The 22466-nt window shown below is 61.5% G+C and carries 15 protein-coding genes and 3 tRNA genes; 14 read left to right on the forward strand and 4 right to left on the reverse strand.

Features of this window, described 5'->3' with window-relative positions:
- The first annotated feature begins 2 nt into the window (after positions 1-2).
- From gltB to eno, 5 genes are all read left to right on the forward strand, one after another.
- Positions 3-4454, forward strand: a complete 4452-nt coding sequence (gene gltB / locus SR908_RS10595) for a glutamate synthase large subunit (RefSeq protein ID WP_246922429.1) — start codon at positions 3-5, stop codon at positions 4452-4454.
- Positions 4455-4536: 82 nt separating this feature from the next.
- Complete coding sequence (locus SR908_RS10600) at positions 4537-5955, forward strand: FAD-dependent oxidoreductase (protein WP_246922427.1); 1419 nt, start codon at positions 4537-4539, stop codon at positions 5953-5955.
- Positions 5956-6201: 246 nt separating this feature from the next.
- Positions 6202-7857, forward strand: coding sequence for a CTP synthase (locus tag SR908_RS10605; RefSeq protein ID WP_246922424.1), 1656 nt, complete (start codon positions 6202-6204; stop codon positions 7855-7857).
- A 9-nt stretch (positions 7858-7866) separates the two neighbouring features.
- Complete coding sequence (gene kdsA, locus SR908_RS10610; RefSeq protein ID WP_246922421.1) at positions 7867-8718, forward strand: 3-deoxy-8-phosphooctulonate synthase; 852 nt, start codon at positions 7867-7869, stop codon at positions 8716-8718.
- A 119-nt stretch (positions 8719-8837) separates the two neighbouring features.
- A complete protein-coding gene (eno, locus tag SR908_RS10615; RefSeq protein ID WP_246922418.1) occupies positions 8838-10133 on the forward strand; it encodes a phosphopyruvate hydratase in 1296 nt (431 codons plus the stop codon).
- 548 nt (positions 10134-10681) lie between these two features.
- Here eno and fdxA read toward each other — a convergent pair.
- Complete coding sequence (gene fdxA, locus SR908_RS10620) at positions 10682-11005, reverse strand: ferredoxin FdxA (RefSeq protein WP_178998531.1); 324 nt, start codon at positions 11003-11005, stop codon at positions 10682-10684.
- Between the two features lie 173 nt (positions 11006-11178).
- Positions 11179-13758: a DNA mismatch repair protein MutS gene (gene mutS, locus SR908_RS10625; protein ID WP_246922416.1), complete on the reverse strand. Its 2580-nt coding sequence runs from the start codon at positions 13756-13758 to the stop codon at positions 11179-11181.
- 158 nt (positions 13759-13916) lie between these two features.
- Between mutS and SR908_RS10630 the strand changes: the two genes are divergently transcribed.
- The 9 genes from SR908_RS10630 (at position 13917) to SR908_RS10670 (ending at position 21277) form a co-directional block, all read left to right on the forward strand.
- On the forward strand, positions 13917-14441 hold the full coding sequence (locus SR908_RS10630; protein WP_246922414.1) for a CinA family protein: 525 nt from the start codon (positions 13917-13919) through the stop codon (positions 14439-14441).
- Between the two features lie 138 nt (positions 14442-14579).
- The gene (gene recA / locus SR908_RS10635; RefSeq protein ID WP_097023502.1) at positions 14580-15665 is read left to right on the forward strand and encodes a recombinase RecA; all 1086 of its coding nucleotides are present in this window, start codon (positions 14580-14582) and stop codon (positions 15663-15665) included.
- A 2-nt stretch (positions 15666-15667) separates the two neighbouring features.
- On the forward strand, positions 15668-16126 hold the full coding sequence (locus SR908_RS10640; RefSeq protein ID WP_097023503.1) for a regulatory protein RecX: 459 nt from the start codon (positions 15668-15670) through the stop codon (positions 16124-16126).
- 204 nt (positions 16127-16330) lie between these two features.
- Positions 16331-18937 (forward strand): alanine--tRNA ligase, encoded by a 2607-nt coding sequence (alaS, locus tag SR908_RS10645; RefSeq protein ID WP_246922413.1) that lies wholly within the window; start codon positions 16331-16333, stop codon positions 18935-18937.
- Between the two features lie 79 nt (positions 18938-19016).
- Entirely contained in the window at positions 19017-20261 is a 1245-nt protein-coding gene (locus tag SR908_RS10650) for an aspartate kinase (RefSeq protein WP_246922411.1), read from the forward strand.
- 218 nt (positions 20262-20479) lie between these two features.
- Positions 20480-20677 carry a carbon storage regulator CsrA gene (gene csrA / locus SR908_RS10655; RefSeq protein WP_246898743.1) on the forward strand — a complete coding sequence of 66 codons (198 nt, stop codon included), beginning with the start codon at positions 20480-20482 and terminating at the stop codon, positions 20675-20677.
- A 226-nt stretch (positions 20678-20903) separates the two neighbouring features.
- A tRNA-Ser gene (locus tag SR908_RS10660) sits at positions 20904-20996 on the forward strand.
- Between the two features lie 28 nt (positions 20997-21024).
- A tRNA-Arg gene (locus SR908_RS10665) sits at positions 21025-21101 on the forward strand.
- 99 nt (positions 21102-21200) lie between these two features.
- Positions 21201-21277, forward strand: a tRNA-Arg gene (locus SR908_RS10670).
- Positions 21278-21419: 142 nt separating this feature from the next.
- Here the strand turns inward: SR908_RS10670 and SR908_RS10675 are convergent.
- Together SR908_RS10675 and SR908_RS10680 are read right to left on the reverse strand one after the other, a co-directional pair.
- Positions 21420-21767: a hypothetical protein gene (locus SR908_RS10675; protein WP_246922409.1), complete on the reverse strand. Its 348-nt coding sequence runs from the start codon at positions 21765-21767 to the stop codon at positions 21420-21422.
- A complete protein-coding gene (locus SR908_RS10680) occupies positions 21760-22233 on the reverse strand; it encodes a PepSY domain-containing protein (protein ID WP_246922407.1) in 474 nt (157 codons plus the stop codon). The genes SR908_RS10675 and SR908_RS10680 overlap by 8 nt, the downstream gene beginning before the upstream one ends.
- Positions 22234-22466: the final 233 nt, after the last annotated feature.

Raw genomic sequence — 22466 nt, forward strand, 5'->3', positions numbered from 1 at the left:
CCATGATGAGAGGCCTTCACCAGCCTGGCGAGTTCCGTGATAACTGCGGTTTCGGTTTGATCGCCCACATGGAAGGGCAGGCGAGTCATGACCTGCTCAAGACCGCGATCGAATCCCTGACCTGCATGACCCACCGTGGCGGTATCGCCGCCGACGGTAAGACCGGCGATGGCTGCGGTCTGCTGTTCAAGATGCCCTCCGAGTTCATGCGAGCCGTGGCCCGCGAGGAGTTGGCGGTCGAGCTTGGCGAGCGCTTTGCCGTGGGGAGTGTGTTTCTGCCCGATGACGATGCCCGCGAAGCGCAGGCCCGCGAGGTGCTCGATGAACAACTGCACGCGCGAGGGTTGCGCGTGAGTGGTTGGCGCGACGTGCCCACTGATTCTTCGGTCTGTGGTCCCATGGCGCTGGAGTGCCTGCCCCGGATCCGCCAGGTTTTCGTCGAAGCGGATGACGAGCGCGACACCCAGGCGTTCAATGTCGACTTGTTCATGGCGCGGCGCTATGCCGAGCAAGCGCTCAAGGACGAAGACGACTTCTATATCTGTTCGCTATCCAGCGAGGTGGTGTCCTACAAGGGGCTGATGATGCCCGCGGACCTGCCGACCTTTTATCGCGACCTGGGCGATGAACGTCTACACACGGCGATCTGCGTTTTTCACCAGCGCTTTTCCACCAATACCGCACCGCGCTGGCCCTTGGCGCAGCCCTTTCGGTTCATGGCCCACAATGGCGAGATCAATACGGTCGAAGCCAACCGTGGCTGGGCCAACGCGCGCAAGGAAAACTTCCTGTCGCCGTTGTTGCCGGAAATCACCGAGCTCGATGAGATCGTCAACACCTCGGGTTCCGACTCCTCCAGCATGGACAACATGCTGGAGGTGTTGCTGACCGGGGGCATGGATCTTTACAACGCCGTGCGCATGATGGTGCCGCCGGCGTGGCAGAACGTCGAAACCATGGATGGCGATCTGCGCGCCTTCTACGAATACAACTCCATGCACATGGAGCCGTGGGATGGCCCCGCCGGTCTGGTGATGACCGATGGCCGCCATGCGGTGTGCATGCTCGACCGTAACGGTTTGCGCCCGGCACGCTGGGTGATCACCGAGAACGGCTACATCACCTTATCTTCCGAGATCGGTGTCTACGACTACAAGCCTGAGGATGTCATCGCCAAGGGCCGTGTGGGGCCTGGGCAAATCCTCGCCGTGGACACCCAAACGGGCGAAGTCCTGCACACGCCGGATGTCGACGAGCGTCTGCGCTCGGCGTACCCCTATCGTCGCTGGCTGAAGCAGCATGCGCATTACCTTGAGTCCGCGTTGACCGAGCTGGCGCGATTCCAGCCCATGGCCGGCGACGAACTCAACGTCTACCAGAAGATGTTCCAGGTGACGTTCGAAGAGCGCGATCAGTTGTTGCGCCCGTTGGCCGAAGGCGGCCAGGAGGCGGTGGGCTCGATGGGCGACGACACGCCGATGGCGGTGTTGTCGCGTCATGGACGCTTGCTGACCGATTACTTCCGGCAGAAGTTTGCACAGGTCACCAACCCGGCCATCGACCCGCTGCGCGAAGCGATCGTGATGTCGCTGGAAACCTGCTGCGGCGCCGAGTTGAATGTCTTCGAGGCGACACCCGAGCACGCGCATCGCTTGATCCTGACCACGCCGGTGCTCTCGCCGCGCAAGTTCACCGCCTTGGTGACTCAGGAGGATTCGGCATTCGCCAGCCATAAGCTGAGCCTGAGTTACGACCCTGAGCGCGATACGCTCAAGCAGGCGTTGCTCGCCCTGTGTCAACGGGCCGAGGACGCGATTCGCGAGGGCAAGGTGATTCTGGTGCTCTCGGATGCCGACCTGGAACGCGGCAAGTTGCCGATTCATGCCGTGCTGGCGGTGGGGGCGATCCATCATCATCTGGGCCGCAAGGCGCTGCGGCCACGCGTCAACCTGGTGGTCGAGACCGGCTATGCCCGCGACGCTCATCAGATGGCGGTGCTCTTCGGCGTGGGGGCCACGGCGGTGTATCCGTATCTGGCCTACCAGGTCATGGCGGACATGCATAATACCGGCGAGTTGACCGGCAATCCGGCGGAGGCCCGCGAAAATTATCGCAAGGGCCTGCAGAAAGGACTCTTTAAGATCCTTTCCAAGATGGGGATCTCGACGCTGGCATCCTATCGTGGCTCGCAGCTGTTCGAAGCGGTGGGGCTGTCCTCCGAGGTCATGGACATGTGTTTCGTTGGTATGGCGTCGCGCATCGAAGGCGCCGGCTTCGCCGAGCTGCAACTGCAGCAGGAACTGCTGGCCCGCGATGCATGGATCCCGCGCAAGGGCATCCGCCAGGGTGGTCTGGTGAAGTACGTGCATGACCATGAATACCACGCCTACAACCCCGACGTGGTCATGCAGCTACAGAGCGCGGTGCAAAGCGGTGACTACGCCAAGTGGAAGCAGTTCGCACAGACCGTCAACGAGCGTTCGGTAGCCACCATTCGTGACCTGCTCACGCTCAAGCCGGCCCCCGAGCCGTTGCCGCTCGACGAGGTCGAGCCGGTCGAGAACCTGCTGCCGCGCTTCGATAGCGCCGGCATGTCGCTGGGTGCGCTGTCACCCGAAGCCCACGAGGCGATGGCGCAGGCCATGAACGAGACCGGCGGGCGCTCCAACTCCGGCGAAGGCGGCGAGGATCCGGCGCGCTACGGGACCATTCGCTCCTCGAAGATCAAGCAGATCGCCTCCGGGCGTTTCGGTGTGACGCCGGCCTATCTGGTCAATGCCGAGGTGTTGCAGATCAAGGTCGCCCAGGGCGCCAAGCCCGGCGAGGGTGGGCAGTTGCCCGGCGGCAAGGTCAACGAACTGATCGCCCGGCTGCGCTACGCGGTGCCTGGGGTAACGCTGATCTCGCCGCCGCCGCATCACGATATCTACTCCATCGAGGACCTGGCGCAGCTGATCTTCGATTTGAAGCAGGTCAATCCGGACGCCCAGGTGTCAGTGAAGCTGGTTGCCGAGCCTGGCATCGGCACCATCGCCACTGGCGTGGCCAAGGCCTACGCCGACTTGATTACCGTCTCTGGCTATGACGGCGGCACCGCGGCGAGCCCGCTGACCTCGATCAAGCATGCCGGCAGCCCGTGGGAACTTGGCCTGCCCGAAGTGCATCAGGCGCTGCGCATCAACAGCCTGCGCGACAAGATTCGCCTGCAGACCGATGGCGGCCTCAAGACCGGACTCGACGTGGTCAAGGCGGCGATCCTCGGCGCCGAGAGTTTCGGCTTCGGCACCGCGCCGATGGTGGCGCTGGGCTGCAAGTATCTGCGCATCTGCCATCTCAACAACTGCGCCACCGGCGTCGCGACCCAGCACCAGCATCTGCGCGACGAGCATTTTCGCGGCACCGTGGACATGGTCAAGCACTACTTCCGCTTCATCGCCGAGGAAGTGCGCGAGCTGATGGCGTTGCTGGGTGTGCGCCAGTTGACCGACTTGATCGGGCGTACCGACCTGCTCGAGATCCTCGAGGGCGAGACGGCGTCGCAGCGCAAGCTCGACTTGATGCCGCTGTTGCAGAACGATCACGTGCCCGAGGGTGCGCCGCAGTTCTGCCAGGTCGGTCGCAATGAGCCGCACGACCCCGGCTCCAAGAACCAGGAGGTGCTGGAGACCTTGTTGCCCGCCATCGACGCTAAATCGGGCGGTGAGTTCAGTTTCCGGATCACCAACTGTGACCGTAGTGTGGGCGCTCGGGCATCCGGTGAAATCGCCAAGCGCTACGGCGAAGCGGGGCTCGAAGACGCGCCGATCACCGTGCGTTTTACCGGCGTGGCCGGGCAGAGCTTCGGCGTGTGGAACGCGCGCGGGTTGCAGCTCTACCTCGAGGGCGACGCCAACGATTATGTCGGCAAGGGCATGAACGGTGGCAAGGTGGTCATCGTGCCGCCACGCGAGAGCCGCTTCGAAAGCCACAAGACGGCGATCATCGGCAATACCTGCCTGTACGGTGCGACCGGCGGCAAGCTGTTCGCGGCGGGCACGGCGGGCGAGCGCTTCGCGGTACGCAACTCCGGGGTGCACGCGGTCATCGAGGGGGCTGGCGATCACTGCTGCGAATACATGACCGGTGGCCTGGTCGCCGTGCTCGGCGAAACCGGCATCAACTTCGGGGCGGGCATGACCGGCGGGTTCGCTTACGTGATTGACGAGGACCGCACCTTCGTCGACAAGTACAACCACGAGTTGGTCGAGATTCATCGTATCAATACCGAGGTCATGGAAGCCTACCGGCGCCACCTGAGGGAAATACTCGAGGAATATGTTGCTGAAACCGGCTCCGTGCGGGGCCAAGCGATCCTCGAAGATTTCTCCGACTTCATCCGGCATTTCTGGCTGGTGAAGCCCAAGGCAGCAAGCCTCAACGGCCTGCTGGCCCAGTCCCGGCGTCAGCCGGAATAAGAGGCGGCGACAGCCGGAATAAGAGCCGTCGGCGGCCCGAGTAGCGCCTAGCGCTACTCGCTGCATAATAGGAGAGACGATCATGGCAAACCGTCTGAATAACGATTTCCAGTTCATCGATGTCGGCCGGCAGGACCCCGAGAAAAAGGATGCGCGCGCCCGAGCGCGCGAGTTCGCCGAGATCTACGAGCCTTACAAGCCCAGCGAGGCGGCGAGCCAGGCGCACCGCTGTCTGCATTGCGGCAATCCGTATTGCGAGTGGAAGTGCCCGGTTCACAATTACATCCCCAACTGGTTGAAGCTGGTCAGCGAGGGCAACATCCTCGAGGCGGCGGAGATGTCGCATCGCACCAACTCGCTACCCGAGGTGTGTGGTCGCGTGTGCCCGCAGGACCGCCTCTGCGAGGGTGACTGCACGCTGAACGACGGCTTCGGTGCGGTGACCATCGGCTCGGTGGAGAAGTACATCACCGATACGGCTTTCGCCATGGGCTGGCGGCCGGATATGTCCAAGGTCGAGTGGACCGACAAGCGGGTCGCGGTGATTGGTGCCGGCCCGGCGGGACTGGGCTGTGCCGATATCCTGGTGCGTAACGGCGTCAAGCCGGTGGTATTCGACAAACATCCCGAAATCGGCGGGCTGCTGACCTTCGGCATTCCCGAGTTCAAGCTCGAGAAGAATGTCATGAAGCGTCGTCGCGCGGTGTTCGAGGAAATGGGCGTCGAATTCCGCCTGGGTGTGGAAATTGGCGGCGATGTGTCCCATGAGGCGCTGCTCGACGAATTCGATGCCGTGTTCATGGGCATGGGCACCTACAAGTACCTGGAAGGCGGCTTCCCCGGCGAGGATTTGTCCGGGGTCCACAAGGCGTTGGATTTTCTGGTCGCCAATGTCAATCACTGCCTGGGCTTCGAGAAGGACCCTGACGATTATGTGTCGCTCGAGGGCCAGCGCGTGGTGGTGTTGGGGGGCGGTGATACGGCGATGGACTGCAACCGGACCTCGATTCGTCAGGGGGCGGCCAGCGTGACCTGCGCCTACCGCCGTGACGAGGACAACATGCCGGGGTCGCGCAAGGAAGTCGCCAACGCCCGCGAGGAAGGCGTGGAGTTTTTGTTTAACCGCCAGCCGGTGGCCATCGTCGGCGAGGACAAGGTCGAGGGCGTCAAGCTGGTGCGCACGCGTCTCGGTGAACCGGATGCCAATGGGCGTCAGCGTCCCGAGGTGGTTCCGGGGTCGGAAGAAGTGTTCGCCGCCGATGCGGTGATCATCGCCTTCGGTTTCCAGCCCAACCCTGCCGATTGGTTCGACACGGTGGGCATCGACCTCGACGAGCGCGGGCGCGTCAAGGCGCCGGCACAGGGTGGCTTTGCCTTTCAGACGAGTCATGAAAAGGTCTTCGCCGGTGGCGATATGGTGCGTGGCTCCGACCTGGTGGTCACCGCCGTCTATGAAGGCCGTCAGGCGGGTGAGGGCATCCTCGACTACCTCGGCGTCTGAGTCTCGGCGGCGGGCCATGGAGGCCTGATCCGGTATCGGGTGGGAGCGAATTTATTCGCGATGGAGTTGGCTCCGTCGGGAACAAGTTCCCTCCCACTAGGCTGCGGGCTACGAGAAGGGCGGAGTCATCGTCCTGCCCGCAGCTCGAAGCTCAAATTGAGCGTTCTGGGCGAATCTGCTATTCTGGCGTCCCATCCAGGCCCGGTTCTCTCCACGGCCTTCAGACCACGTTTCGACAGGTTTTCCATGACGCGATATATCTTCGTGACCGGCGGTGTTGTGTCCTCACTCGGGAAGGGCATCGCCTCCGCCTCCCTCGCGGCGATCCTCGAGGCGCGCGGCCTCAAGGTCACCATCCTCAAGCTGGACCCGTACATCAATGTCGATCCCGGCACGATGAGCCCGTTCCAGCACGGCGAGGTGTTCGTCACCGAAGATGGCGCCGAAACCGACCTAGACCTGGGGCATTACGAGCGCTTCATCCGTACCAAGATGACCCAGAGCAACAACTTCACTACTGGGCGTGTCTACGAGCACGTGCTGCGCAAGGAGCGCCGCGGCGATTATCTGGGCGGGACCGTGCAGGTGATTCCGCATATCACCGACGAGATCAAGCGCCGGGTTTATGAAGGCGGTGATGGGTTCGATGTCGCGCTGGTGGAAATCGGCGGCACGGTGGGCGATATCGAATCGCTGCCGTTTCTCGAGGCGACGCGTCAGATCCGTAGCGAGAAGGGCGCCAGCCAGGCTCTCTTCATGCATCTCACGCTGGTGCCCTACATCAAGACCGCTGGCGAGACCAAGACCAAGCCGACCCAGCACAGCGTCAAGGAACTGCGCTCCATCGGCATCCAGCCGGATATCCTCATCTGTCGCAGCGAAGTCGAGCTTGAGGAAAGCGAGCGGCGCAAGATCGCGTTGTTCACCAACGTCGAGGAGCGCGCGGTGGTGCCGCTGCAGGATGCCGATACCATCTATCGCATCCCGCTGATGCTGCATGAGCATGGCCTGGACGACATCATCTGCGACAAGCTGCGCCTCGAGGCCGACGAAGTCGATCTCGGCGAATGGGTGCACGTTCTGGATGCCAAGCTGAACCCGCTCAAGTCAGTCAATATCGCCATGGTCGGCAAGTACATGGAGTTGCTCGACGCCTACAAATCGCTCAACGAGGCGTTGATCCATGCCGGCATTCAAGGGCGGGTCAAGGTCAATATCGACTATATCGACTCCGAAGATATCGAGCGTCACGGTACCGAACGCCTCGCCGGCAAGGATGCAATTCTGGTGCCCGGTGGATTCGGCGAGCGTGGCGTAGAAGGCAAGATCGCCACCGCCCGTTATGCCCGCGAAAACAAAGTGCCGTACCTGGGCATCTGCTTGGGCATGCAGGTAGCGGTCATCGAGTATGCGCGCCATGTCGCGGGTTGGGCGGATGCCAACTCCACCGAATTTACCCACGACACGCAGCATCCGGTGGTGGGGCTGATTACCGAGTGGGTCAATCCCGAGGGCAAGATCGAGCTGCGCGATGCGGCTTCCGACCTGGGCGGCACCATGCGGCTCGGCGGCCAGGTGTGCCACCTCAAGTCGGGCACGCGGGCACACGCGGCCTATGGCCTGGAGGACATCACCGAACGCCACCGTCATCGCTTCGAGGTCAACAACCAGTTCGTCGAGGCCCTGGAAGACGCCGGCCTGGTGATTTCTGGCAAGAGCGCCGACCACTCCTTGGTCGAGATGATCGAGCTGTCTGATCACCCTTGGTACGTGGCGTGCCAGTTCCACCCGGAGTTCACCTCTACCCCGCGCGATGGGCATCCGCTGTTCTCCGGCTTCATCAACGCCGCGCTGGAATACAAGGCCGCGGTCGCGCGGGCGCGTGCACAACAGCATAGCTGAGGAAGCATTATGGCCGAGACATCCAAACAGATTGAATTTGCCGGCCTGAGGGCCGGCAATTCATTGCCGCTGACGCTGTTCGGCGGCATGAACGTGCTCGAGTCCCGCGAGATGGCTCTGGAAGTCGCCGAGACCTATGTCGAGGTGACGCGTCGCCTGGGAATGCCTTATGTATTCAAGTCGAGTTTCGACAAGGCCAATCGCAGTTCGATCCACTCGTATCGTGGCCCGGGTCTGGAAAAGGGCCTCGAATGGCTGGACGAGATCAAGTCACGCTTCAGCGTGCCGGTGATTACCGACGTACACGAGCCCTGGCAGGCCAAGCCGGTGGCCGAGGTGGCCGATGTGATTCAGTTGCCGGCCTTCCTGGCTCGCCAGACCGATTTGGTGGTGGCATTGGCCGAGACCGGTGCGGCGATCAACATCAAGAAACCGCAGTTCATCGCTCCGCATGAGATGCGTCATATCATTCGCAAGTGCGAGGAAGCCGGTAATTCGCGGCTGATACTCTGCGAGCGCGGCTCCAGCTTCGGCTACAACAACTTGGTGGTCGACATGCTGGGCTTCGGGGAAATGAAGAAGACGGGCTATCCGGTCTTCTTCGATGTCACCCATTCGCTGCAGCAACCCGGTGGCCGCGCCGATAGCGCCGACGGGCGCCGTGCCCAGGTCGCCGAGCTGGCACGTGCGGGCATCGCAGTGGGACTGGCAGGTTTGTTCCTCGAAGCGCACCCCGACCCCGACAATGCCAAGTGCGACGGCCCCTGCGCCTTGCCCCTGAATCGGCTCGAGGGCTTCTTGAGCCAGCTCAAGTCGATCGACGACATGGTCAAGGGTTTCGCGCCCCTGGAGATCGACTGAGACGCCGACGAATGCAATAGTCGAGTACACGACGAGCGGAGCCGCCCGTAGCGGTCAACATGATCGCTACCCTCTCGATATGTTGAAACGACCCATCGTTAACACGAGGATGACTCGCAATGGCTGAGATCAAAGATATCCATGCTCTCGAGGTATTGGACTCCCGCGGCAACCCAACCGTTCAGGCCGATGTAGTGCTGGCGAGTGGTGTGCGCGGCACGGCTTGTGCGCCGAGTGGCGCCTCCACTGGCTCACGCGAGGCGCTTGAGCTGCGCGATGGAGACAAGTCGCGTTACCTGGGTAAGGGCGTGCTCAAGGCGGTCGAGGCCGTCAACGGCAAGATTCGCGAGGCCCTGGTGGGCAAGGATGCGCTCGATCAACGTGGTCTGGATAACGCCATGCTCGAGCTGGATGGCACCGACAACAAGGAAGGTCTCGGCGCCAACGCCATCCTCGCCGTGTCGCTTGCGGCTGCCAAGGCTGCTGCCACCGAGAAGGGCGTGCCACTCTACGCGCACATCGCCGAGCTGTATGGCCAGCCGAGCCAGTTCCGCATGCCGGTGCCGATGATGAATATCCTCAATGGCGGTGAGCATGCCGACAACAACGTCGACATTCAGGAATTCATGATTCAGCCGGTCGGCGCACCCGACTTCCGCGAAGCGCTGCGCATGGGTGCCGAGATCTTCCATACTCTGAAGAAGGTGCTCGCCGCGCGCGGCTTGTCGACCTCGGTGGGCGATGAGGGGGGCTTCGCGCCCAACTTGGCCTCCAATGCCGAGGCGTTGGCAGTGATCCAGGAGGCCGTGGAAAAGGCCGGCTACGCCTTGGGCAAGGACGTGACCCTGGCGCTTGACTGCGCATCGTCGGAGTTCTATCAAGACGGCCAGTACAACCTGTCGGGCGAAGGCAAGTCCTACGACGCTGCCGGCTTCGTCGATTACCTCGCGGCACTTTGCGACCAGTATCCGATCGTCTCCATCGAAGATGGCATGGACGAGTCCGACTGGGCGGGCTGGAAGGCCCTGACCGAGAAGCTGGGCGACAAGGTGCAATTGGTCGGCGATGATCTGTTCGTGACCAATACGCGGATCCTCAAGCGCGGTATCGACGAGCACATCGGCAATTCCATCCTCATCAAGTTCAACCAGATTGGCTCGTTGTCCGAGACACTGGATGCCATCAAGATGGCGCAGGACGCCGGCTTCACCGCGGTCATTTCGCATCGCAGTGGCGAGACCGAAGATACCACCATCGCCGACCTGGCCGTGGGCACGTCCGCCGGCCAGATCAAGACCGGTTCGTTGTGCCGCAGCGATCGTGTGGCCAAGTACAATCGCTTGCTGGTCATCGAGCAGGCCCTGGGAGGACAGGCGACCTACCCCGGCCTGGCCGCGATCAAGGGTCAGGGCTGACGCCGGACGCAAAGCGTACTTCTACTATGACATCTAAGTTGTAGTACCCACGGCGGCCTTCAGGGCCGCCGTGGGTGTTTTGAAGTAAGCATTATCGTCATTTTTTGTAAGATAATTCCTACAAAAAATGCCGTCCATCGGCGATAAACAAGGGCAATAGGTGCGATAAACATTCCTTGTTTATTTTATGTCGTTGCTTTTTAAGGGTTTTTTATGTTCTGCCTGGCGCTCTTGGGTAAGCGTCAGGGAATGGGGCCCGGTTGAGGCACGTCACGGCTTCCGCAACAATGCTCTTGCACAGGATGAGCAAAGGCATTGCTTACCTGGAGGCAGATTGGGATGCAGCAAGGTGCGCCTGTCGTGGAGGGAGCCCATGGCAGGCATGGAGCGCACCTCGGGAGTCGAGCGGAGGGAGCCGCTCAGGGATGAATGGGATGCAGCGGCCTTCGGGCCGCTTTTTTTTGTCTTGTCTTTGCCTTTCGACCAAAAAACCGGCCTCTTTGAAAGGCCGGCGTTGCGTGGCGCGCCGAGGACGTTGGCAACCAGCGTCAGCGTTCGAGGTATTGCAGCTTGTCGGCGCTGCCATCCCACTGCTCCGCTTCCGGGAGAGGGTCCTTCTTCTCGCTGATGTTGGGCCAAACTTCGGAAAGCTCGGCATTCAGCTCGGTGAATTCCTTCTGACCCTCCGGAAGTTCATCCTCCGAATATATCGCTTCGGCCGGACACTCGGGCTCGCACAATGCGCAGTCGATACACTCGTCGGGGTGAATCACCAGGAAGTTGGGCCCTTCGTAGAAGCAGTCCACGGGACAGACTTCGACGCAGTCGGTGTATTTGCAGCGAATGCAGTTTTCGGTGACGACGAATGTCATGAGGATCTCCTGAATCTCGGTCGCGGCAGCGCCCCAGAGTGACAGTAAGGTTATAAACGGGCGGCGATTTATAATGGCATATTCTAATGGCGCCACATTTTAGTCGCGCCCCTGGCGCGTGGGCAAGCGGAGGCCATAAACGTTTTGGAATGGCCTCATAGCCAAACGCACCTTCAGCATTGTTCACGCCACTCATAGAGCAAGGCCATGGCCTGGCGTGGGGAAAGGTCATCAAGGTCGAGCTTTTCCAGCGCCTCGATGACCGGATGCGGTGCACTGGCGAAAAGGTCTGCTTGTTGTGGTTTGGGCGCGTCGCCCTCGTGCATCCCGCCACGAGTGCTGGCCTGATGGACTTCCTGTTGTTCCAGGGTGGCGAGCTTCTCGCGTGCCCGTGCCACTACGCGTGGCGGCACCCCCGCGAGCTGCGCGACCTGTAGGCCGTAGCTTTGGCTTGCGGGCCCTTCCTCGACACGGTGCATGAAGACGATGCCGTCCTGATGCTCGGCGGCCGTCAGATGCACGTTGGCCACGCCGTCGTAGGGTTCCGTCAGGGCGGTCATCTCGAAGTAATGCGTGGCAAAAAGCGTGAACGCGCGTCGCTCGACCAGGTGTTCGGCGCTGGCCCAGGCCAGCGAGAGGCCGTCGAAGGTGCTGGTGCCGCGACCGATCTCGTCCATCAGTACCAGGCTGTGTTCGGTGGCGTTATGCAGAATGGTCGCGGTTTCGGTCATCTCCACCATGAAGGTCGAGCGGCCGCCGGCCAGATCGTCACTGGAGCCGATACGCGTGAAGATGCGATCCACGGGGCCGATTTCGGCATCGTCGGCGGGTACGCAACTGCCCGTATGCGCGAGCAGCGCGATCAAGGCCGCCTGGCGCATGTAGGTAGATTTCCCGCCCATGTTGGGCCCGGTGATGACCAGCAGGCGCCGCGTTTCGTCGAGCATCAGATCGTTGGGCACGAACGGGTGATCGCTGACGTGCTCGACCACGGGATGGCGTCCGCCACGAATGCGCAGGCCGGGCTGATCGCTCAGGCGGGGGCGTACGAAATCCAGCGCCAGGGCGCGTTCGGCGAAACATGCCAGCACGTCGAGGGTCGCCAAGGCGCGCGCCGTGCCTTGGAGTGCTTGCAGATCGACGTTGAGCGTTTCCAGCAATCCATCATATAGCAGCTTTTCGCGCGCCAGCGCACGGGACTTGGCCGAGAGCGCCTTGTCCTCGAACTCCTTGAGTTCGGGGATGATGAAGCGTTCGGCATTTTTCAGCGTCTGGCGACGAATATACTCGGCCGGGGCCTCGCGGGCCTGAGCGCGCGGAATCTCGATGAAGTAACCGTGGACGCGGTTATAGCCGACCTTGAGGCTGGCCAGGCCAGTACGCTCGCGCTCGCGCGTCTCGAGCTCCACCAGGTAGTCGCCGGCATGCTCGGCCAAGCCACGGTATTCGTCGAGTTCCTCGTCGAAACCTGTGGCGATTACCCCGCCGTCGCGGATCACCACGGGCGGGTTGTCCATCAGGGCACGGGTCAGCGTTTCGGCTAGTTCGGGATACGGCCGGATATGGCGCTTGAGTTCGTCGATGGCGGTGCCGTCGTCTAGCTCAGCGAGATCACGCTCCAGCGCAGGTAGGGTATTGAGTGCATCGCGCAGGCGTGCCAGGTCACGTGGGCGAGCGCTGTAGAGAGCCACTCGAGCGAGGATGCGCTCGATGTCACCGATCGCCTTGAGCGGCTCGCGCAGGGCCGTATAACGGTCGTCGTCGATGAGACTCTGCACTGCTGCCTGACGCGCCTGGACCTGGGCGGTATCGCGCAGTGGCCGGTTGAGCCAGCGCTTCAACTGACGCGAGCCCATGGCCGTGGCGGTGGTGTCCAACACGCTGGCCAGCGTGTTCTCGAAGCCACCGCCGAGGTTGATGTCGATCTCGAGATTGCGACGACTGGCGGCATCGATCACCACCGCCTCGTCGCGAGTCTCCACGGCGATCCCGGTGACGTGGGGAAGGCGCGAGCGTTGGGTGTCGCGGGCGTAGTCGATGAGCACGCCGGCGGCGGTCAGCGCGGTGGTGAGGTGCGCGCAGCCGAAGCCACGCAAGTCGGCTACGCCGAATTGATCGCACAGCAAGCGCTGAGCGCTCTCCAGATCGAACAGCCAGTCGCCCTGGCGGCGAAAGCCGGGACGTTCGGCGAGAGCAGGTGGCAACGAGAGACTCTCCGCGGCGAGCAGCTCGGCGGGGTCGAGGCGCTGGATCTCGGACATCAGATCGCTTTCACCGTCCACCTCGAGCACGCTGAAATGGCCACTTGAAAGCTCTAGCCAAGCCATGCCCCAGCGTTCGCCGTGAGGATGCACGGCCAGTACGAGATTGTCGCGGCGCGCGTCGAGCAAGGCTTCGTCGTGCAGTGTGCCGGGAGTGACGATGCGCACGACCTGACGGTCCACGGGGCCCTTGGCCGTGCTGGGGTCGCTCATCTGCTCGCAGATGGCCACCGATTCCCCGGACTTGACCAGCCGCGCCAGATAACCCTCGGCACTATGATACGGCACACCGGCCATGGGAATCGGCTTGCCCGCCGATTGGCCGCGCTGGGTCAGAGTGATGTCGAGCAGTGAGGCGGCGCGCTTGGCGTCGTCGTAGAACAGCTCGTAGAAATCGCCCATGCGATAGAAGAGCAGCACCTCGGGATGCTCGCGCTTGATCTTCAGGTACTGGACCATCATCGGGGTATGCTGGGCAGAAGCCTGGTTCATGCGATTCCTTGTCGTGCCGGTGGCTGATGTTGCCAAATGGGATGAAGGTGACGCGGCGCTGGATGAGCCTGCAAACGTTCGCCAAAGCCTCTATTCTACGCATTCGGGTGGGCGGCGTCAGTGGCATGCCGCTTAAGATGGCAACCGGGAGACACGACATGGCGGTGACGCTGACAGCATGGCAAGCCTTTTCGCTCGAGGCATTGGCCGAGCGCCTGGGGCGCGCCTGTCTCGAGGCGAATGCCAGCGTAACGGCGGCGGAGTCCTGCACCGGTGGCGGCGTGGCCAGTGCCATTACCGACATCGCCGGCAGCTCCGCGTATTTCGAGACCGGCTACGTGACCTATGCCAATGGTGCCAAGCAGCGCCTGCTTGGGGTGCGCGAGACGACCCTTGCTGAGTACGGAGCGGTCAGTGCCGAAACCGTCGATGAGATGGTAGCGGGTGCGTGTCGCGACAGCGGTGCCACGCTGGGCGTGGCGATCAGTGGTGTTGCCGGCCCCGGCGGCGGCAGCGTGGACAAGCCGGTGGGTACGGTCTGGTTCGCCTGGGGTGATGGTCAAACGCAAGTGACCGAGTGCCATCAGTTGCCGGGGACACGTGGCGAGGTTCGCCGCGATGCGGTACGCGTGGCGCTGATCGGCCTGATCGACAGGCTTGAGAAAATGATATCGCCAGCGTGATATCGAGTAGGAAACAGAGGTAGGCGGCGAGGAATTTTTTCGTCATACTACTGTCTAGTCATACAGTATTTTGCGGTCGGCGCCGACATCTGTCAGCGCCACCGTGCGAGCTTCGACGTCCTTCGATAGGAGACCTTCATGGCACAGGACGACAACCGTTCCAAGGCGCTCAACGCAGCGCTTTCCCAGATCGAGCGCCAGTTCGGCAAGGGCGCCGTGATGCGTCTTGGCGATACGCCGCGCGTAGCGCTTCCCGCCGTCTCCACCGGGTCGCTGGGGCTGGATATCGCTCTTGGCGTGGGTGGGCTGCCGCTAGGCCGCGTGGTCGAGATCTTTGGCCCCGAATCATCGGGCAAGACGACGATGACGTTGTCGGTGATCGCCCAGGCACAGAAACAAGGCAAAACCTGTGCCTTCATCGATGCCGAGCACGCGCTGGACCCGAGTTACGCTGAAAAGCTGGGCATCAATCTCGATGACTTGTTGGTCTCGCAGCCGGATACCGGCGAACAGGCGCTGGAAATCTGTGACATGTTGGTGCGCTCCGGCGGTGTCGACGTCATCGTCGTCGATTCGGTTGCAGCCTTGACGCCGCGTGCCGAGATCGAGGGTGAGATGGGGGATTCCCACGTTGGCCTGCAAGCCAGGTTGATGTCGCAGGCACTGCGCAAGGTGACCGGCAACATCAAGAACGCCAATTGCATGGTGATGTTCGTCAACCAGATCCGCATGAAGATCGGTGTGATGTTCGGTAGCCCCGAAACCACTACCGGCGGCAACGCATTGAAGTTCTACTCCAGTGTGCGTCTCGACATCCGGCGGACCGGCTCGGTCAAGCAGGGCGACGAGGTGACCGGCAACGAAACCCGCGTCAAGGTCGTCAAGAACAAGGTGGCGCCACCGTTCCGCCAGGCCGAGTTTCAGATCCTCTATGGCAAGGGTATCTACCATGCTGGTGAGGTCATCGATCTCGGGGTGCAGCAAGGCTTGGTAGATAAGGCGGGTGCCTGGTATAGCTACCAGGGAAGCAAGATTGGCCAGGGCAAGGCCAACGCTGCACAGTTCCTGGAAGATAACCCGGCGATCATGGAAGAGATCGAAAATGAGATTCGCGCGCGGTTGCTCTCCACGCCCAAGGCGGAAGACGACAAGGCGGAGGAAGGTGCGAGCGAAGGCAAGGAAGATAAGGCCGCTGCGACCCAGGACGATGGCAACCTGTTGTAACCATGGATAAGCAAGAGACGACACCTCGCGACGATGCCATCCGCCTGCTGGCGCGTCGCGATTACTCGCGGGCTGAGCTGGTGTCGCGGCTGACGACGCGAGGGCATGAGCGCGCCGACATCGCGTTAACGTTGGATGGTCTGGCGGAGGAGGGCTTGCAGTCCGATGCCCGCTTCGCTGAGCAGTTCGTGCGTTCGCGTTTGTCTCGTGGCCAAGGGGAAATGAAGATTCGCGCCGAGTTGAGCTCACGAGGTATCACCGATGAGATGGCGCAGGAGGCGCTCGAAAGCGAGGGCCCCGATTGGTACCGCCTGGCGTGTGAGGCATTGGCCAAACGCTTTGATTCACCCGGCCGCGAGCCGCGAGAACGCGCCAAGCGTGAGCGGTTCCTGGCCTCGCGCGGGTTCGCTTTCGATCAGGTGCGCCATGCCATGGCGCATGCCTGGGAGAGTCCTCGATAGAAACGCACGCCATGTGCGCCCCTGCCTGCTGGCGTTTCGGCACCTCTTTAGTCCCCCGCCGAACGCGTTATACTAGTGCGCCTTGCGATGGTTCGAAGCGACTCCTTTTCCGTCATTCGTCGACTTTCGCGTTTCTCGCCCACCGCTTGTCCGGTCGGGCCGCGCGTGCCCGCAGCGCCTAACGCACACCGCCACGGAATTTCTATGAAAAGCGCAGACATCAGACAAGCCTTTCTGACGTTCTTCGAGGAGCACGGCCATACTATCGTGCCGTCGAGCTCGCTCGTGCCCGGCAACGATCCGACGTTGCTGTTCACCAATGCCGGCATGGTGCCGTTCAAGGACGTCTTCCTGGGACGCGATCCGCGCCCCTATGTACGCGCCACCTCCGCGCAGCGTTGCGTGCGTGCCGGGGGGAAGCACAACGATCTGGATAACGTCGGCTATACCGCGCGCCACCATACGTTCTTCGAGATGTTGGGCAATTTCAGCTTCGGCGATTACTTCAAGCGTGATGCGATCGGCTTCGCGTGGTCGTTTTTGACCGAACGACTGGGTTTACCCGCGGACAAGTTGTGGGTCACGGTCCACGTCAGTGACGATGAGGCCGAGCGTATCTGGAAGGATGAGATCGGTATCGATCCGGCGCGCTTCTCCAAGCTCGACGAGGACAACTTCTGGCAGATGGGCGACACCGGCCCCTGCGGCCCGTCCTCGGAGATTTTCTTCGATCATGGGCCCGAGGTCGCAGGTGGCCCACCGGGTAGCCCCGATGAGGACGGCGATCGCTACATCGAGATCTGGAACCTGGTGTTCATGCAGTTCGATCGCGACAGCGGCGGAACGCTGAACCCGCTGCCCAAGCCGTCTATCGATACCGGCATGGGGCTGGAGCGTGTCGCCGCGGTGCTGCAGGGCGTGCATTCCAACTATGAGATCGACCTGTTTCAGAATCTGCTCGATGCCTCGGCAGAGGCTACGGGGTACGCGGATACTAGCGCGCCGTCACTGCGCGTGATCGCCGATCATATCCGTTCCTGCGCTTTCTTGATCACCGACGACGTATTGCCGTCCAACGAAGGGCGCGGTTACGTGTTGCGGCGCATCATCCGTCGCGCCATCCGCCACGGCCATAAGCTCGGTACGCGCGAGCCGTTCTTCCATAAGCTGGTTGCGGCGCTGGATGCCGAGATGGGCGATGCCTATCCGGAGCTGCGCAAGACACGCGTTCAGATCGAGAAGGTGCTGCTCAAGGAAGAAGAGCAGTTCGCACGCACGCTGGATCATGGCATGGGGCTGCTGGCGGAGGCGCTGGACACGCTCGAGGGCGACGTGTTGCCGGGCGAGACCGTCTTCAAGCTCTACGATACCTATGGTTTTCCGTTCGACTTGACGGCGGATGTCTGCCGCGAGCGTGGCGTGACGCCGGACGAGGTCGGCTTTCAGCGTGAGCTTGAAGCACAGCGCGAGCGCGCCCGCGCGGCCAGTCAATTCGGTGCCGATTATACGGCGGCTCTGGAGCTCGAGGGCGAAACGGCCTTCACCGGCTATGACCGCCTGGAAGACGAGGCCCGTGTCACCGCCCTGGTGGATCACGAGGGCAATGCACTGACGGCGTTAGCAGCCGGTCAGCAGGGTGTCGTGGTGCTCGATCGCACGCCGTTCTATGGCGAATCGGGCGGGCAGGCCGGCGATACCGGTTACCTGAATGCCAGCGGCATGCGTTTCCAGGTGACTGACACTCAGAAGCAGGGCGGGCATCATCTGCATCATGGTGTGCTCGTCGAGGGCCGGCTCGACGTGGGTGACAGCGTCACACCACAGGTCGATGCCAGCCTGCGCGCGGCGACTATGCGCAATCATTCGGCGACGCACCTGTTGCACGAAGCGCTCAAGCAAGTGCTGGGCGAGCACGTACAGCAGAAGGGCTCGTTGGTGACGGCGGAGCGCCTGCGCTTCGACTTCAGCCACTTCGAAGCAATGACACCGGCTCAACTCGAAGAGGTCGAGCGCATCGTCAATGCGCAGGTTCTGGCCAACGCCGACACGCGTACCGAGCAAATGACGCTCGACGAGGCCAAGGCTAAAGGCGCCGCAGCGCTCTTTGAGGCCAAGTACGCCGACAATGTACGTGTGCTGACCATTGGTGCCGATGACTTCTCCATCGAGCTGTGTGGCGGCACACACGTGGCACGTAGCGGCGATATCGGTTGCTTCCACATTCTCAGCGAGACGGGGGTCGCCGCGGGCGTGCGACGCGTCGAGGCCGTCACCGGCGAAGGTGCTCTGGCGTATTTCCGTGACCAGGAAGCCAAGGTCACGCGTGTCGCTGAGCAGCTCAAGGCCAAACCCGAACAGATGGAGTCACGTCTCGAGGCGACGCTCGAGCGCAATCGCAGCCTGGAGAAGGAGCTCGAGCGGCTCAAGGCCAAGTTGGCGAGTGCCGCGAGTGGCGACATGCTGGCCGAGGTACGCGAGGTGGCGGGCGTTAAAGTGCTCGCCAAGCAGGTCGAGGGCGTCGGTGGCAAGGAGCTGCGCGGCCTGCTCGATCAGCTCAAGAACAAGCTGGGCTCGGGTATCATCGTGCTGGGCGTGGCCGGCGACGAAAAAGTCAGCCTGATCGCCGGTGTGACCGATGACTTGACCGCGCGCCTCAAGGCTGGCGACCTGGTCAAGCATGTCGCCGAGCAGGTCGGCGGCAAGGGCGGTGGTCGCGCTGACATGGCGCAGGCGGGAGGATCGCGGCCGCAGGCGTTGCCTGATGCCTTGGCGAGTGTGCCGAGTTGGGTCGAGGCCCAGCTAGGCGAGTGAGATCGTGAAAAGGGTCGTGCGCATGGCGCCGGCCCTTTTCTTCATTCATGCTTGGGAAAACCACCACGGATAGGCAGCTATGGCGCTATACGTACAGAAGTTCGGGGGGACCTCGGTGGGCTCGGTGGAGCGCATCAAGGCCGTCGCCGAAAAAGTGAAGCGATTCCGCGACGAAGGCCATCAAGTGGTCGTCGTGGTGTCGGCAATGAGCGGGGAAACCAATCGGCTGATCGATCTGGCCAGCCAGATCAACGATGAGCCCACGCCACGCGAAATGGACATGCTGGTCTCCACCGGCGAACAGGTGACTATTTCACTGTTGGCGATGGCGCTGCACAAGCTGGATGTGGAGGCAACCTCCTACACTGGTGCGCAGGTGGGCATCCGTACCGACAGCGCCCACACCAAGGCGCGTATCCAGCGTATCGAGACCGATGACATTCAGCACGATCTCGACGACGGCCAGGTCGTGGTCGTGGCCGGCTTTCAGGGGGTCGACGAAGAAGGCAATATCACCACCCTCGGGCGCGGTGGTTCAGATACCACTGGTGTGGCCCTGGCCGCGGCGCTGAAGGCCGATGAATGCCAGATCTACACTGACGTTGACGGCGTTTATACCACCGATCCGCGGGTCTGCTCCAAAGCACAACGTCTGTCCTCCATCACCGTCGAGGAAATGCTCGAGCTGGCTAGCCTGGGCTCCAAGGTATTGCAGATTCGCGCCGTCGAGTTTGCGGGCAAATACAACGTACCGCTGCGCGTGCTGTCCAGCTTCGAGGACGGCCCCGGTACCCTGATCGTCGCTGAAGAAGAAGAGGCCTCCATGGAAGAACCGCTGATCTCCGGTATTGCCTTCACCGCCAGTGAAGCCAAGCTGACGTTGCTCAACACTCCTGATGTGCCAGGCGTGGCGTCCAAGATCCTGGGGCCCATCGCCGATGCCAACATCGAAATCGACATGATCGTGCAGAACGTGGCCCCGGCCGGTGACTACACCGACTTCACGTTCACCGTGGGTAAGAGCGATTTCAAACAGACTCGAAGCATCCTGCAGGATCAGGTGATCCCGGCGCTGGGTGGTGGCGAGCTGCGTGGCGATGAGAATATTGCCAAGGTTTCGCTGGTCGGTGTAGGCATGCGTTCGCATGCTGGCGTGGCATCCAAGATGTTCCGAGTGCTGGCTGACGAGAACATCAATATTCGCATGGTCTCTACTTCGGAAATCAAGATCTCCGTAGTCATCGACGAGAAGCAGATGGAGCTCGCCGTGCGTGCACTGCATTCTGCGTTCGGGCTCGATAAAGACAGTATTCAAAGCGAATAAATAAAGAAACTTGGCCTTCCTGGCCCATCGGCTTCTATGCTGAGGGTGGCGTCAGGACGACGCTGGAAGGCCAGATGCGGCCTTTCATTCAGTGCATCCGTGGATGCGAAGCACGCGGCATTGGCTCTCGGTGCCTGTATGGCGCATAATTCGCCCTCGTACTGTCGCTTGGCGGTGCATGCATCCCGTTGGAAGAAAGCCTGAGAAGGAGATCAGACATGCTCATCCTGACCCGTCGCGTCGGTGAAACACTGATGATCGGCGACGACATCACTGTTACGGTCCTAGGAGTCAAAGGCAATCAGGTCCGTATCGGTGTCAATGCGCCCAAGGACGTAGCCGTACATCGCGAAGAGATCTACCAGCGTATTCAGCGCGAGAAGACCGATAGCGAAGACGGCGGTTCAAGCGTCTGAAATGACGCATGCGTGGGACCGTCTGGGCTGATGAAGTCGTCCCTTTATCGGCTCGGGCTTTTGGATAAGGCATGCTTTCTGGGCTAAGCAGTTTGATACGCACGCAGTACGGCAAACGAGTCGTTCGCCAGGCAAGCAGTGACGGTATTGGTTGATATCAAAAGATTTTCAATCCGCCCTAGACAAGACCTCAGTATAATCGGTAACATACGCGCCGTGTTGATGAGGAGAGATGGCCGAGTGGCTGAAGGCGCTCCCCTGCTAAGGGAGTATGGGGTTTGTAGCCCCATCGAGGGTTCGAATCCCTCTCTCTCCGCCACTCAACCGGATGCATCGCATCGAAGTATGCGCCCGTAGCTCAGCTGGATAGAGTACCTGACTACGAATCAGGTGGTCGGAGGTTCGAATCCTCCCGGGCGCACCACTTTAATAGCGTGAGTAAGTCACGTGATGATGCATATACGAGAGCCTTGGCTCTCGATACAACGCAAAACACGGCAGAGCTGGTCGTGCGTTGTGCAAAGCGCCCGTAGCTCAGCTGGATAGAGTACCTGACTACGAATCAGGTGGTCGGAGGTTCGAATCCTCCCGGGCGCACCAGATATCAAGCCCGTCCCTGCAGGGGGCGGGCTTTTTCGTCTGCATCGACGATTCCCCTTCCTTGACGGCGAGACCTGTAGTGCAGGCAAGCAGTCATTTTTGGCACGCCTAGCGTGCCATTTTTTTGTCTCGTGTTTCTTGATCAGTCGCCTGATTTGACGTGGTAGTCGCCCTCGAGCACCTGAGACGCGTGCGTGGCGTCTTGCGCTGGGGCATCCTGGGCGCCATTGCCGCCAGCCGGGCGCGCATGGTCGGCGCGAAATGCTTCGGCGCGTTTCTTCATGCGGTGACGCAGGAAGGGCAGCATCGCCCAGCCGATGATCAAGAAGAATAGGCCGAGCAGGGTGCCGACAATCATCATGGCACCGAACAATAACCAGGTGGCGAGCAGCTTGAGTCCGCCAGCGCCCTGTGACGGACGCGCCTGACGCGTCCGTTCTCGCCATTGCTGTGCCGCCCGCCAGGCGGCATTTTGCTGTCGATTAGTCATGTTCCACTCCGGTGACCGTTAGGTCATTGTGCTCGAGACGAATGTCGATCTCACTATTCTGGGCGTCGTAGCCTTCGATATCCACATGCCCTCTTTCATCGACATCCAATTCGGAAAAGCGTTTCATACCGGCGTTCTGGGCGTTGCCCAGCGCTTGGTGAAGTTCGTCACTGGTCAAGCTCCAGTCAGGAATGGTGTCCTTGTGGCGTTTCTCGTGCACCAGGCTTCCATCCTCGATAAGCATGTCGATGTCGAGCTGCCAGCCGTCGTCACGCCAGCCTTCTATCTCGAGGTGGCTACCGTCATCGATGGCAATTTCATCGTAATGGGTGAAGCCGTATGCATCGGCATCGTTGAGCAGTGACTCGAGCTCGCTGGGCGACAGGCTGCCGTCATCGGCGAGCGCAGCGGTGGACAGCCCTCCCGTGAGGACCATCGGCATCATCAGCATATGCATCGTCTTCATGATTCACTCCTGGCTTTCGCCTCAAGGCCGATATGCTAAAACCGCGACTGCGGATAGGGGCACGCTAACGCCGCCTACCTTGCAGTCACCTGAAAACGATGTTCATCTTTCATTCATGTGACCGGGAGTCTGGCATGCGCGGCGGCGATCATGTCCCGGTGTGGAAGGCGCTGATAGGCAGTATCCAACCTGCGGGTATTCATGCTGCATTCATGTCGGCTGAGGCAGACTCG

The sequence above is a fragment of the Chromohalobacter canadensis genome (genome assembly GCF_034479555.1).
GTDB lineage: Bacteria > Pseudomonadota > Gammaproteobacteria > Pseudomonadales > Halomonadaceae > Chromohalobacter > Chromohalobacter canadensis.

Excerpts from the sequence above, each read along its gene's own strand:
- mutS (WP_246922416.1), bottom strand. The coding sequence starts at position 13,758 with ATGAACCAGGCTTCTGCCCAGCATACCCCGATGATGGTCCAGTACCTG.
- recA (WP_097023502.1), top strand. The coding sequence starts at position 14,580 with ATGGCACAGGACGACAACCGTTCCAAGGCGCTCAACGCAGCGCTTTCC.
- SR908_RS10650 (WP_246922411.1), top strand. The coding sequence starts at position 19,017 with ATGGCGCTATACGTACAGAAGTTCGGGGGGACCTCGGTGGGCTCGGTG.
- csrA (WP_246898743.1), top strand. The coding sequence starts at position 20,480 with ATGCTCATCCTGACCCGTCGCGTCGGTGAAACACTGATGATCGGCGAC.
- SR908_RS10640 (WP_097023503.1), top strand. The coding sequence starts at position 15,668 with ATGGATAAGCAAGAGACGACACCTCGCGACGATGCCATCCGCCTGCTG.
- SR908_RS10680 (WP_246922407.1), bottom strand. The coding sequence starts at position 22,233 with ATGAAGACGATGCATATGCTGATGATGCCGATGGTCCTCACGGGAGGG.
- gltB (WP_246922429.1), top strand. The coding sequence starts at position 3 with ATGATGAGAGGCCTTCACCAGCCTGGCGAGTTCCGTGATAACTGCGGT.
- SR908_RS10605 (WP_246922424.1), top strand. The coding sequence starts at position 6,202 with ATGACGCGATATATCTTCGTGACCGGCGGTGTTGTGTCCTCACTCGGG.
- kdsA (WP_246922421.1), top strand. The coding sequence starts at position 7,867 with ATGGCCGAGACATCCAAACAGATTGAATTTGCCGGCCTGAGGGCCGGC.
- SR908_RS10675 (WP_246922409.1), bottom strand. The coding sequence starts at position 21,767 with ATGACTAATCGACAGCAAAATGCCGCCTGGCGGGCGGCACAGCAATGG.
- fdxA (WP_178998531.1), bottom strand. The coding sequence starts at position 11,005 with ATGACATTCGTCGTCACCGAAAACTGCATTCGCTGCAAATACACCGAC.
- alaS (WP_246922413.1), top strand. The coding sequence starts at position 16,331 with ATGAAAAGCGCAGACATCAGACAAGCCTTTCTGACGTTCTTCGAGGAG.
- SR908_RS10630 (WP_246922414.1), top strand. The coding sequence starts at position 13,917 with ATGGCGGTGACGCTGACAGCATGGCAAGCCTTTTCGCTCGAGGCATTG.
- SR908_RS10600 (WP_246922427.1), top strand. The coding sequence starts at position 4,537 with ATGGCAAACCGTCTGAATAACGATTTCCAGTTCATCGATGTCGGCCGG.
- eno (WP_246922418.1), top strand. The coding sequence starts at position 8,838 with ATGGCTGAGATCAAAGATATCCATGCTCTCGAGGTATTGGACTCCCGC.